The organism is Mycobacterium sp. UM_WGJ, assembly GCF_000455125.1.
Lineage (GTDB): Bacteria > Actinomycetota > Actinomycetes > Mycobacteriales > Mycobacteriaceae > Mycobacterium.
This window is the reverse complement of sequence record NZ_AUWR01000008.1, coordinates 227637-240248: the sequence shown is the minus strand read 5'-3', so window position 1 is coordinate 240248 and position 12612 is coordinate 227637. Positions and strand designations below refer to the sequence as shown.

The window sequence follows — 12612 nt, the reverse complement described above, 5'->3', positions numbered from 1 at the left end:
CATTCGACTGATACCGTAACCCGGGTGTGGTACGACTGCTGGTCAGCGACGAGGCTGAGATCACGCGTTGGCTGAGTCGACCGACCGGCGCGCCGATGCGACGCGCCAGCAGATCATCCGTGCCGCTGCGCATCAGTTCGCCCAGCGGCCATTTCACGACGTCGGCCTCGACGACATTCTGGCTGAAGCAGAATTGACCAAGGGTGCGATGTATTTTCATTTCCGATCTAAGCACGCGCTGGCCCTGGCCGTCATCGACGAACAACTCGCCAAGACGGGCACAGCGATGCGGGCATTGGTGGACCGCAAGCTTTCCGGCTTGGAAACCCTGCTTGACGTGGGCTACCTCATGGCGGTCGAAGACCTCACCAGTGACGGTGCCCGAGCAATGCTGCACCTGCTGCCGGTCGTCGGCGGCGCCGAGGGGTTGCAGGCCACCGTGCTCAACAATGCGATTCAGGCGCTGAGCGCGGTGACCGAGCGGGCGATCGCCGAAGGCGACGTCCTCGACCGCGATCCGCGCGATGTGGCCCGGATGATGGTGGCGCTGTACCTGGGCTTGCGGCAGGCCGGCAATCTCGATGAGCCCGAACAGTTCCTGCGTGAGTTGGAGCGGGTCTGGTCGGTTGTGCTGCCCAGTGTGGTGCCTGCGGATCGCATCGACTATTTCGTTCAGTTCGTTCGTCGGCGTACTGCGTTGGCAGTCAAGACGACGGCGGTGGCGAAGTCGGCGGTGCCTGAAGGGGAGGTCGGCTGATGGCGCGCCAGGTCCGGTCCGAGGCGACTCGGCGCAAGTTGCTCGATGCGGCCATCGACGTGTTCGGCGAGGCCGGCTACGTCGCTGCCGGGCGAACCGCGATCATCGAGCGGGCCGGGGTGACCAAGGGGGCGCTCTACCACCACTTCGACTCGATGGATTCGTTGGTGACGGCCATCATCGAGGGCGGTTTCGCCACGGTGTTGACCACGTTTCGGAGCATGTGTCAGCCGTCCTCACCCGCTTTGGAGGGGATGATCCACGGCATGTTCGCCGTCACGGAGTTGTTGTCCGTCGACAAGGAGGCGCGGGCGGCGGGTCACCTGGTCTTCGCCCTGGCCGAATCCAATGAATTGGGGGCTGAGGTCGGCGGCGAATGGGCGAACGCGGTCGCCGCTCAGACCGCGCGCGCGATCGCCGAGGGCGACCTCCGCGAGGAGCTCGATGCCCGCCAGGTTGCCGAGTCGATCACCTCGGCGATGCTTGGGACGTGGCTGTTGACGCACTATGCCGGTGACAGCATCGGACGGGTGACGCGGATGTGGGAGACGCTGCTGCCCGCCATCGTAGTGGCCGACTCACTGTCGTATTTCCGGCAGTTCCTGGCCCGCAACACGCTGCGCTATCAGAACGGCGGTGACGGCGCGTCGGGCACCGAGCGCTGAAGCGCTAGCGTTCCTCCAGCCAGAGCTGCTCGGTGAGGTCTTGGAACGTGGCGAGCGCAACCCGGTCGTCGGCACGTTCGAGCGCTGACTTGCTCATCAGGGCGCGCACCGTCGAGCCGTCCCGATGTTCCAGGGAGACAACCAGATTTGCCAGCGAATGCATCACCGACAAGGCCGATTCCTCAGCCGGTGGAACCTGGCCGAAGATCTGCCGGAATTCCAGGGCCAGCACCTCTTCCTGGGTGTAGCCCAGCATGGCGGCGAACCCGCTGTTGGCGAACAAGATGGTGCCGTCGTCGGCGATTGCGAGCACCGGAACGGGGATCCGCTCGAGCGCGACCAGGGCCGGCAACTGCCGCAGCGTGTCCATCGGTGCCTGAGGGGTTTGCGCGTTCCGCCGTCGCTCCATGGCTCTGATTATGACGGGCGCCGCCGAGGGCGTGGGCGGTGTTGGCCACGGCCGGGCACGGACCGCGTCGCCCCGACACATAGACGATCGACGTGACGAGACGCACAGTCTCGTATTGATTGAACATCATCCAAAAGGTATGTACTATCTCCGGTTATGCGAGGGATTGGTTTGTACGGATCGGGCGCGCTGCGGCGTGCGCCGAGGCCGTCGAGTTCCTCCCGAAGCTTCGCCCGGGGCACCTTGAGGGGTCCGCATCGCCGTGTGTCGCCGCACGCCGAGCCGCGTTGGTGCACCGCACCGACTGCCGCGCTCGCCGGCAGGCAGACGGGGGTGCGGTTGTGTGCCACTTTCTACCGGGCGATGTTCTTGTCAGATCACCAAAGCTTGGCTGTCGGCCAGGAAGGGCATCGCCATCCAGCGTGACGCCAGCATTGCTTCGGCGGCGGGCCCCGGCACCGGGCGGGAGAACAGGAAGCCCTGCGCGCGGTGACAGCCGTGCCGCATCAAGGTGAGCGCGGCCGCCGACGTTTCCACACCCTCGGCGACCACCTGCAGACCGAATGCCTCGGCCAGCGCGATGATCGCTCGGACAATGGCGAGATCGCCCGGATTGACGCCCAATTCGCGCACGAAGACGGTGTCGATCTTCAGGGTGTCGACCGGCAGATCTTTCAGATGTGACAAGACGGCGTAACCCGTGCCGAAGTCGTCGATGGCGATCTGCACCCCGGCTTCGCGCAGTTCCGCCAGGGTTCGACGGGTGCTCTCGATGTTCTGCACCACCGCCCGCTCGGTGATCTCCAGGCACAGCGAGCCGGGACGTAGGCCGAATTCGTTGATGGTTTCCACCACGTTCTGGACGAAACCGCGGGCGGCCAGCTGGATGGGCGAGACATTGACGCGCAGCGTCGCGCTGGTCCGGACGCCATTGGTCTGCCATTGGCTGAATTCTGCGCACGCGGTGCGCATCACCCACCGGCCCAGATCATCGGCCAGGTTGGCGGATTCGGCGATGCTGATGAACGAACTCGGCAACAGCAACCCGCGGGTGGGATGACGCCAGCGCACCAGCGCCTCCACTGCCACGATCGCGCCGCTCCACAGATCGACCTCGGGCTGGTAGTACAACAACAACGACTCGTCATCGATCTTGCCCTGCATGTGCAGTTCGATGTCCTTGCGGAACAAGCTCTTCAAGGACATATCGTCGGTGGAGCTGACGGTCTGGTTGCCGCCGCCGCGTTTCGCCGCCAAGACGGCCTCGTCGGCGCGGTGCAGCAGACCGGCGCTGGTGTCTTCCCCGGGTAGCCCGACGGTCACGCCCACACTGACCGTGCTGTTGACCGTATGGCCCTGGATCTCCACCCGTTCGCGAAGCGCGCCCTGCAGTCGGTCGGCGAAGGTCTCGGCGCTGGCCATCGACATCGGCCAGTCCGGGATGACGACGAATTCGTCCCCGCCGATGCGGGCCGCCATGGTCCGGTTTCCGGCGTACGCACGCAGTCGCCGGGCGAAGTCCTGGATGAACCAGTCGCCGGCGGCGTGACCGAGGTAGTCGTTGATCGGCTTGAGCCGGTCGAGGTCGATGTAGAAGACGCCGACCGGACCGGGCTTGCCGGCGACGAGTCGTTCGGACAGGTGAGCGACCAGCGCACGACGATTGTGCAGGCCGGTCAGGTCGTCGTGGTCGGCCAGATAGCGCAGCCGCTCCTCGGCCGCGACACGGGCCTGCAACTGCGCGAACAGCGAGGCGATCGCCTCGATCGTGTTGAGCTCTTCGGGACGCCACTTGGGTCGGCGAAACTTGACCAGGCCAAGCATGCCGATGGTCACCGGACCGGAGATCAGTGGCGCGGTGGCGACCGACAGCGATTCGATGGCGTGGTCCATCGACATCTGGCGCACATAGCCGGACTCGTTCGGCTCCGGCCGGATAACCGCCACCCGCTTGCCATGCGCGCAGGTGGTGAAGACCGGATCGGCGGTGGTGAACGAGACGACCGCCAACGGGTCGGGCTCCGGGGCGTTCGGGCGCGGCGGCCATTCGGCCACCAGCTTGGAGGCTCTGATCTCGTGGTCGTTGTGACGCAGGAATCCGGCGTCGACGTTGAGTTGCTCCACCAACGTCTGTAGCACGCGTTCACTGACCGCAGCAGCCGTCGACGGTGTGGTAGCCATCAGTTGGGCGGCGATCGAGGTGACCAGCGCCAATCTATCCGCCACGATGTCCTTCCCCCGAAGACCGGCAGCCCAGTGGGCGAGCCGCGAGGGCCGCAGGAGGCCTAGCTTCGCTTCGGGCCGATGCCGCTGTTGAGCATATGCGAAAAGCCCCTCAGGCTGGAAACTTCTCAGTGGAACTACGGCCCGATTGCGAGGGTGTCAGCGGGCCGGTCGGGTCGGCCCGGCCTCGGCCAGGAATCGGTGAAGCACCTCGACGGCGTCGGCAAGCGTCTGGCGGTCTTCGGTAGAAAGCCGGTCCAATTCGGGGTCCAGCGCCGCCGCCCGGTCCTGGCGGACCCGCGCCATGGTGTCCACGCCCTTATCGGTGATCCGGATCAACACGGCTCGGGCATCGAGCGGGTCGGGGGTGCGAGTGGTCAGCCCGGCGTCCTCGAGTCGGCGCACCTGGGTGGTCATCGTCGGCTGGGAGCAGTGGTCCACCGCCGCCAGGTCGGAGATCCGGGCCACGTCGAGGTCCTCGATAGTGGACAGAAGTCGCGCCTGTGCGGCCGGGATGGGAAGTGCGACTCGTTGGGTAGCGAGCCGGTTGAGCCGGGAGACAACGCTGAGCAAATCGGCTCCAAGGCTGGCTTGGGCGGGGGCTACCATCGGGCCAGTATTTCACAAGCGTGCACGAAAGTGGACCACGTCGGTCCGCTCAGCGTGGGACGCTCCGAGCGACTGGCAGAATCGACGGGTGACCAAGACCGGCCAGGGCGAGAACCGAGTCCGGGCGCGGTCGATGCAGCCCTTCGAGATTGCGCAGGCCGCTGTGATGGCGGCGCTGTGCGCGGCGACGGCGATCATCGCGGTCGTGGTCCCCTTCGCCGCCGGTCTGGCGATGCTCGGCACGGTGCCGATGGGGCTCCTGGCCTACCGCTACCGGATTCGCGTGTTGATCGCCGCCACCGTCGCCGCCGCGACCATCGCGTTTCTGATCGCAGGGATGGGCGGCTTCATGACGGTGGTGAACAGCGCCTACATCGGCGGCCTGACCGGCGTCATCAAGCGTCATCGTCGCGGCCTGCCCACCGTGATCGTGGCCTCCGCGGTGGCCGGCGGCATCTTCGGCACCGTTATGGTGCTGGCGCTGACCGTGTTGTCCCGGCTGCGCCACCTGATCTTCGACGCGATCACCGCCAATGTGCACGGGGTCGCGGCCGCTATGGCGCGGATCCCGCTGCCGGAGTTCCAGCGGGCCGCTGAGGACTTGAACGGATTTCTCGGGGTGCTGCTGCATTACTGGCAGTGGCTCATCCTGGCTCAGATGACTATCGGCGTCATGACCGTCTCGCTGCTCGGGTGGTGGGCGTTGTCGCGGGTGCTCCACCGGCTCCGTGGGGTGCCCGACGTGCACAAGCTGGACCTTCTGGCCGAGAGCGGTCCAGTAGCGCCGGTCCCGGTCCGGCTGGATCAGGTGCGGTTCCGCTATCCGCAGTCCGACCATGACGCCCTCGGTCCGGTGAGCCTGGAAGTCGTCGCCGGCGAGCATGTCGCGATCACCGGCGCCAACGGGTCGGGCAAGACCACCTTGATGCTGTTGCTGGCCGGGCGGCCCCCCACGGCCGGCACCGTTGAGCGCCCCGGCGCGGTGGGGCTTGGTGCGCTCGGGGGCACCGCGGTCGTCATGCAGCATCCCGAGAGCCAGGTGTTGGGCACCCGGGTCGCCGACGACGTGGTGTGGGGCCTGCCGCCGGGAACCAGCACCGACGTCGAGCGGCTGCTCGGTGAGGTCGGCCTGGCGGGCTTCGCCGAGCGCGACACCGGCGGCCTGTCCGGCGGCGAGCTGCAGCGGCTGGCCGTGGCGGCGGCGCTGGCCCGCGAACCCGCACTGTTGATCGCCGACGAGGTCACCAGCATGGTCGACCCGCAAGGACGCGAGGTGCTGTTGGGCGTGTTGTCGGAGCTGGCCGGCTGCTCCGGCCGGCGCTGCACCTCCTTGGTGCACATCACCCACTACAACGACGAGGCCGGCAGCGCCGACCGCACCATCGACCTGTCCGGATCCCGCGACAACACCGCCATGGTGGAGACCGCCGAGGTTCCCGCCGCATCCGGTGGCGGCGCCCCGGCGCACGTGGGCGAGCCGGTGCTCGAATTGTCCGGCGTGGGACATGAATACGCCAGCGGCACACCGTGGGCCAAGACCGCTCTGCGGGACATCAGCTTCAGCGTCGACGAAGGCGATGGCTTGTTGATCCATGGCGGCAACGGTTCGGGCAAGTCCACCCTGGCCTGGATCATGGCCGGCCTGACCACCCCGACCGCCGGCCGCTGCCTGCTCGGGGGTCGGCCCGCCGACCAGCAGGTGGGGGCCGTCGCGCTGTCATTCCAGGCGGCTCGCCTGCAGCTGATGCGCAGCCACGTTGGTCGGGAAGTGGCTTCTGCCGCGGGCTTTTCGCCGCGTGACCACGCCAAGGTCAGCGCCGCGCTGGCTGCCGTCGGCTTGGACCCGGCGCTGGCTGGACGGCGCATCGACCAGCTCAGCGGCGGCCAGATGCGCCGGCTGGTCCTGGCCGGCTTACTGGCCCGGTCGCCGCGGGCGCTGATCCTCGACGAGCCGCTGGCCGGCCTTGACGCCGCCAGCCGCGACGGCTTGCTGCGACTGCTGGAGGATCTGCGGCGGCAAAGTGGTCTGACGGTGGTGGTCATCTCGCACGATTTCGCCGGCCTGGGCGACCTGTGCCCACGGACCCTGCACCTGCACAACGGTGTCTTGGTGTCGGCGCCGGCAGGTGCGGCGTGACGCGGGAGGCGCGCAGCGCCCCTCGGCCGGTGGTGCTGCTGCGGCCGGTGCCCGGCGACTCGGCCGTGCACCGACTGTGGGCCGGGACGAAGCTGGTCGTGGTCTTCGGCATCTCGGTGCTGCTGACCTTCTATCCCGGCTGGGTGACGATCGGTGCGGTGGCGCTGCTGGTATTCGGCGCGGCCCGGATCGCTCGCATTCCCCGGGGCGCGCTGCCGTCAGTGCCGCGCTGGCTGTGGGTGTTGCTGGTGGTCGGCGGTGGGACCGCGGCGATGTCCGGCGGTGATCCGGCCGGCCTGGGCGGGCTGTTGTACTTCCTGCGGATCACCGCGCTGTCGATCGTATTGCTGGGGCTGGGCGCGATGGTGTCGTGGACCACCAATGTCGCGGAGATCGCTCCCGCGGTGGCCACGCTGGGGCGACCGTTGCGGCTGCTTCGCATTCCCGTCGATGAGTGGGCGGTGGCGTTGGCGCTGGCGCTGCGGGCTTTTCCGATGCTCGTCGATGAGTTCCGGGTGCTCTATGCCGCGCGGCGCCTGCGGCCCCGGCACCGGCCGCGGACCCGGCGGCAACGCCTGCGCCACTGGGCACGTGAGGCCATTGACCTGATGGCTGCGGCCATCACCGTGACTCTTCGCCGTGCCGACGAGATGGGCGACGCGATCACCGCTCGTGGTGGCATCGGCCAGATTTCGGCGTCGCCGGCGCGGCCCGGGTGGACCGACCTGGTGGCACTGGCGGTGGTGGTCGTGATGTGCGGTGCGGCAGTGGCTGTTGAACTGACCGTGTTGACGACGCCCTGAGAGCCGGAACGCGCTCACGCAGGTAGCCACCCGCAGTTTTGTGCGTCCACCCGATTCGCGGGCAACTACCGGCGTGCGGCCGCGTTCGCGGCATCCTGGGCTTGGCGTAGGGCCGTGTCGACAGCGGAGCGGCCGAGGAACATCTCATCGAAATATGGCTTGATGGCCTGGTTTCCGGCGGCGAAGCCCGCGCCGCCGCCCGGGGCGGGCATGCGGGGCCCGTTGAGCACCGCGAAGAAGGGTGTGACGTCGACCCCGCGCTGCGCCCAATAGTCGAAGTAGACCCGCTGTGCGCTGAGCACCGCCGGTATCGCCGCCCCGTGGCGTCCCAGGTAGGCGTTGCCGTCGCGGCTGCCGAGCCAGCTCAGCACCTCCCGCACCGCCGCGGGGTGCGGCGATGCGGCGTTGCCGACGGCGGCGATCCCGTTGGTGACGCTGACTCGTCCTACCGGCCCGGCGGGCAACATCGCTACCCCCCAGGAGAACCCCGCCTGCTCGGCGACGGCCGCCAGGTTGTAGGTGCCGGACTGAAACAGCGCCATCTTGCCGGCCAGGAACTGATTGCGGGAGAAGTCGCCGTTGGTGTTGGTCTCCGAGGCCGGCGGTGCCACATGGTCGTCGTTGATCAGCTGCACCAGGTAACCGAAGGCGCCGATCGCCGCCGGGTTGTCGAAGGCGAAGTCCTCGCCGCGCTGGAACACCCCGCCGGCGGAGCCGATGTAGTTCAGGTAGATGCCCTGCGGGTCGTTGGCGGCGTTGTAGCCCCACTGCCGGATTCGGCGGTGGTCGAAACCGGGGGAGTCGGCGCTTCGTCCGGCGCTGTCGCGGGTGAGCCGGGCCAACAGTGACCGCAGGGTGTCGTGCGTGATCCGGGGATCCCAGCGAAGTTGCTCCAGTTGCGCGGGAGCGATCCCCGCGGCGGCCAGCAGATCGGCGTTGTAGTACACCGCGATCCCGGCATCGGTCAGTTGCGGGACGCCCCACAGCGTGCCGTCACGGGTGAACTGAGTTACCACTGATGGTTCCCAATCCGTGTCCGCCGCATCGATCTTCATCAGCCGTCCGCTGTCGGCGTAGCCGGCCAGGTAGGCGTTGGAGAGCCAGAAGATGTCGTCGGCGCCGCCACCTGCCACATCGGTGCGCAGCGTGTCGAAATAGGTTCCGTAGGCGACGACGTTGACGCGCACCTCGATCTCGGGGTGGGTGCGGTGGAACGCGGTCAGCGACTGCCGGTAGGCGTTGGCGACCTGTTCGTCCCACAGTCGTAGCGTCACCAGCGTCGCGCCGGCCGCCGATCGGTTCGAGACTCCGTTGAGCAGCACCGCCGCGGCGCCGAGCAGGGCGGCCAGGGCCACCACCGCCGCGGCGAACATGGTGGAGAACCGCGGCCGGCTCACTTGATCCCCGTGATCACGATCGACTGCACGATTCGGCGCTGGAACACCATGAACAGCACGATCAACGGGATCATCGCCACCGTTGTTGCCGCCATCACCAGCGTCCACTGCGCGTTGTAGCGCGACTGCAGGGCGGCGGTGGCCACCGTGAGTACCCGCCACTTGTCCCCGCTGGTGATCACCAGCGGCCACATGAAGTTGTTCCACTGTGAGACCACGGTGATCAGCCCGAGCGTGACCAGGATCGGCCTGCTGGCCGGCAGCATCACGTGCACGATCACGTCCAGGGTGTTGGCTCCGTCGAGTCGCGCGGCGTTGATCAGATCACTGGGGACGCTGCGGAAATGCTGGCGGAGTAGGAAGATCGCATACGGCGAACCGAATACGAACGGCAATACCAACGCCCAGAACGTGTTCCGCAGCCCCAGCTGCGCCATCATCAGATACAGCGGTACCACCGTCACGGTGGCCGGCACCATCAGGGTCGCCACATAGACCCAGAACAACGTGTCTCGGCCGGGAAACTCCAGCCGCGCGAACGCGTAGGCGGCCAGCACCGAGAAACTCAACTGTCCCACCATGATCACCGCCGTCATCAGCGCGGTGACCGCCGCCGCCCGGCCGAACCCGGCGCCGCCGAGATCGCCGTAGTTGTCCAGCGTCGGCGGGTGTGGCCACGACAGCGGGGTATTGGTGGCGAATTGGCGCGCCGGGGTGAACGACGTCAACAGCCCGAGTCCGAAGGGCGCCAGGGTGATCAGCGCGCCGAGCGTCAGCAACGCGTAGATCGCGGAGGCGCGAAGGTAGTTGTGCGGGAGGTGTGAAGTGCTGCTCAACATTGACGTGGATGGCTCACTGGGGTTGTTGGTGGGCGTAGGCGGCGGCTTGGGTGCGGTTGTGGACGCCGAGTTTGGCCATGATGGCGCAGACGTGGGTGTTGGCAGTTTTAGCGCTGATGTAGAGGGCGGTGGCGATTTCGGCGTCGCTTCGTCCGGCGGCAAGGAGTTCGAGGACGTCGCGCTGGCGCTTGGTGAGGCCGCGTGGGTCAGCGCTGGTGTCTTTGCGGCGGCGGTCGGGATCGCGGCCGCGCAGGTGGGCGAGACGCTGCTGGGCGCGCCGGGCAGCGGCCCGGGCGCCCAGCCGGCGGAAGGTGCCCAGCGCGGCCTCAACGGCGTCGATGTCACCACCGAGTTGAGCGATGGCGGCATCGTAGGGACAGTCGCGAAGGATCCACTCCCGGGTGGCTGCGCTCCAATCCCCATGGATCTCAAGCTCATAGGGCGTGGCAGCGATGACGTCAATAGCGGATCGGTCGCCGGCCAGATGAGCCCAGCGCCGCAGCGAACCCCCCAGCCACGCGTACGCCGTGCCGGACACCGTAAGGACCTCGGACGCGCAGCGGCGGGCCGCCTCGTCGTCGTCGGCCAGCCAGGCGGCCTCGGCGCGCGCGGCGCAGACGGGCAGGCGCAGCAGGCTGCCCGTCGCAGCGTCAAGGGCCTCGTCGAGCAGCGGCCACACCGGTTCCTCGCCACGGCGTGCCCGGATCAAGGCCACCGTGATCAACGGCGCGATCCGGTGTTGGGGGGCCAATTCGGGCTGGGTCAGGATGTGCTCGGCCGCCAGCGCGGCGGACGTCCAGTCGCCGCCGGCCAGGCCGGTCAGTGCCTGCAGTCCCGCCGCCAAAGCCTGGAACATGCCAAGGTCGCGGTGGTCGAGGTAGGCCGCGACCTCGGCGAGGTAGCGCTCTGCGCGACGGACATCGCCGCGCACCACAGCGAACGTGCCGAGGAGAATGCCTAAAATTCCGCTGTGCTCCTCGATCCCAGGACACGCCGCCGCCTCTCGCCACACCTGCTCGAACTCGTCCCAGCCGGTGTTGCTGCAGAAGACCGTGGTGAGCGCCGCGTATCCGCGGGCGTGGATCACCACGGCAGGGTCCCCGAATCGGGCACCGAGAGCCTTCGCGCGGGTCGCATATCGGGCACAGGCGGGGTCGAGGGAAAGAGCGGCGATGTGCGCCATATTGATCAGCGACCAGGCCAACTGTGGGGACGGCCCCAGGTTTTCGAGCAGCCGAAGCGACGCGTGCGCGGCCGCCGAGGCTTCGGTAGGGCGTCCCCGCAGCTGCAGGACGTGTGACAGCCGGCGCAGGTCCTCAGCCTCCTGGCGGGGATCCCCCAACTGCTGGCGAAGCGCGATCGCCTGTTGCCATGACAGCACCGCAGATTCGGCCTGCCCGCTCAGATAACTGTTGAAGGCGTGCTGTTCGAGCCACAACACTTTCTGCTCGTCGGGGATGGTGCCCGCGTGGCGCAGCACCAATGCATACAGGTCTGCGGCCTGCCGATGGGCGCCAGATCCTGCGGCGCGCTCGGCGGCTGCCGGGCCGTGGCTGATGACGGTGTCGGTGTCGCCGGCCTGTTCGGCATGAAAAGTCAACGCCGCCAGTGTGTCCGGGTCGATCGGGGGTTCGGCCAATACGGTCAGCGCTCGCTTGTGCAGCACTCGGCGTTGATAGTCGGGGATCTGCTCGACGGTGGCACGACGGGTCAGCTCGTGGCGGAATCCCACCGCGTCGGCACTGGCGACCAGCACCCCGGCGGCGAGGCATTCGTCCAGGGTGCCGGTTGCACCCGGCGATACCGCATCGAGCAGGGCGGGGTGCACCCGCGGCCCGCAGATCGCTGCCGCGTGCGCGGTTTCGCGCCCAGCGTCCGACAGTCGCGCGAGTCGGCCCCGCACCGCTTCGGAGACACTGCACGGCAGGCCGCCCTCGCCCAGCGCATCGGGTCCCGCTGCCAACACCTCTGTGATGAGGAACGGGTTTCCGTCGGTAAGCCGGTACAACGCTTGGGCGTTGATGCCGCTACCGGCGGCCAGCGCAGCCACCGCGGTGGCGCTGAGCGGATCCAACACCATGCGCGTTACGGTCGCCCAGGTAGCCACATCGCCTAAAAACACGGCCAGCGGATGGCTGGGGCCGACCTGGTCGTCGCGGTAGGACGCAAGCATCAGCACCGGCAGTGTGTCGATGCGCCGGGCCAGGTAGCGCAGCAGATCCAGGGCGGCGCTGTCGGCCCAGTGCAGGTCCTCGATCACACCCACCGAAGGGGTGCCGTCACCGACGACGCCGGCCAGCCCGGAATAGACCGCCTCGGTGTCTCCCGCATCGATGGCCGCGCGTATCGAGGCAGCCCGGCTCGCGGGTAGGTAGGCAAGCATGTCGATGAAGGGACCCAGTGGCCGCGGGGTGGCCAGGCCGTCGCACCAGCCGCGCAGCACCCGGATGCCCGGATCGAGGGTGGCGAGAAACTGGGCGATCACCGTGGTCTTGCCCGCCCCGGCTTCGCCACGCAGTAAAACCAGCTGCCCCTGCCCGCGGGTGGCGGTCCGATAGCAGCGATGAAGGGCGGTCAGCGTCGTATCGCGTTCGAGCAGGCGGCTCACCACGGCCAACCCCCTCCCGCGTCGGGTCCGAGACCGCGCATCCCGGAGCAAATATCAGGTAATTACCCGATGCGCCGAGGTTGGGCCGCCCAGCACACTCCCAAATGAGCGTGGCGGGCGGTCTGCCACGGGCGTCAGCACACCGCCATCTGATCAGGATGCGGG

General features: G+C 68.0%; 10 protein-coding genes. 4 read left to right on the top strand and 6 right to left on the bottom strand.

The window, feature by feature from the left end:
* The first annotated feature begins 67 nt into the window (after nt 1-67).
* Both N416_RS0103025 and N416_RS0103020 read left to right on the top strand, forming a co-directional pair.
* Nucleotides 68-757 carry a TetR/AcrR family transcriptional regulator gene (locus N416_RS0103025; RefSeq protein WP_024440656.1) on the top strand — a complete coding sequence of 230 codons (690 nt, stop codon included), beginning with the start codon at nt 68-70 and terminating at the stop codon, nt 755-757.
* The gene (locus tag N416_RS0103020; RefSeq protein WP_024440655.1) at nt 757-1422 is read left to right on the top strand and encodes a TetR/AcrR family transcriptional regulator; all 666 of its coding nucleotides are present in this window, start codon (nt 757-759) and stop codon (nt 1420-1422) included. The genes N416_RS0103025 and N416_RS0103020 overlap by 1 nt, the downstream gene beginning before the upstream one ends.
* Before the next feature lie 4 nt (nt 1423-1426).
* On the opposite strand, the gene N416_RS0103015 is transcribed toward N416_RS0103020, so the two are convergent.
* From N416_RS0103015 to N416_RS0103005, 3 genes are all read right to left on the bottom strand, one after another.
* Nucleotides 1427-1792 carry a PAS domain-containing protein gene (locus N416_RS0103015; protein ID WP_024440654.1) on the bottom strand — a complete coding sequence of 122 codons (366 nt, stop codon included), beginning with the start codon at nt 1790-1792 and terminating at the stop codon, nt 1427-1429.
* Nucleotides 1793-2203: 411 nt separating this feature from the next.
* Nucleotides 2204-4012 (bottom strand): GGDEF and EAL domain-containing protein, encoded by a 1809-nt coding sequence (locus N416_RS0103010; protein ID WP_046300175.1) that lies wholly within the window; start codon nt 4010-4012, stop codon nt 2204-2206.
* A gap of 201 nt (nt 4013-4213) precedes the next feature.
* Nucleotides 4214-4663, bottom strand: coding sequence for a MarR family winged helix-turn-helix transcriptional regulator (locus N416_RS0103005; RefSeq protein WP_024440652.1), 450 nt, complete (start codon nt 4661-4663; stop codon nt 4214-4216).
* A gap of 133 nt (nt 4664-4796) precedes the next feature.
* Here N416_RS0103005 and N416_RS0103000 point away from each other — a divergent pair, with 133 nt between their 5' ends.
* Nucleotides 4797-6800, top strand: a complete 2004-nt coding sequence (locus N416_RS0103000; RefSeq protein ID WP_051190173.1) for an ATP-binding cassette domain-containing protein — start codon at nt 4797-4799, stop codon at nt 6798-6800.
* Complete coding sequence (locus N416_RS0102995; RefSeq protein WP_024440650.1) at nt 6797-7603, top strand: energy-coupling factor transporter transmembrane protein EcfT; 807 nt, start codon at nt 6797-6799, stop codon at nt 7601-7603. Before N416_RS0103000 ends, N416_RS0102995 begins: the two co-directional genes overlap by 4 nt.
* Nucleotides 7604-7668: 65 nt before the next feature.
* On the opposite strand, the gene N416_RS0102990 is transcribed toward N416_RS0102995, so the two are convergent.
* The 3 genes from N416_RS0102990 to N416_RS0102980 are packed head-to-tail and all read right to left on the bottom strand — an operon-like array spanning nt 7669 to nt 12447.
* Nucleotides 7669-9000, bottom strand: coding sequence for a sugar ABC transporter substrate-binding protein (locus N416_RS0102990; RefSeq protein ID WP_024440649.1), 1332 nt, complete (start codon nt 8998-9000; stop codon nt 7669-7671).
* Nucleotides 8997-9836: a carbohydrate ABC transporter permease gene (locus N416_RS0102985; protein ID WP_024440648.1), complete on the bottom strand. Its 840-nt coding sequence runs from the start codon at nt 9834-9836 to the stop codon at nt 8997-8999. The genes N416_RS0102990 and N416_RS0102985 overlap by 4 nt, the downstream gene beginning before the upstream one ends.
* Nucleotides 9837-9852: 16 nt before the next feature.
* Nucleotides 9853-12447, bottom strand: a complete 2595-nt coding sequence (locus tag N416_RS0102980; RefSeq protein WP_036457141.1) for a LuxR family transcriptional regulator — start codon at nt 12445-12447, stop codon at nt 9853-9855.
* Nucleotides 12448-12612 lie beyond the last annotated feature (165 nt).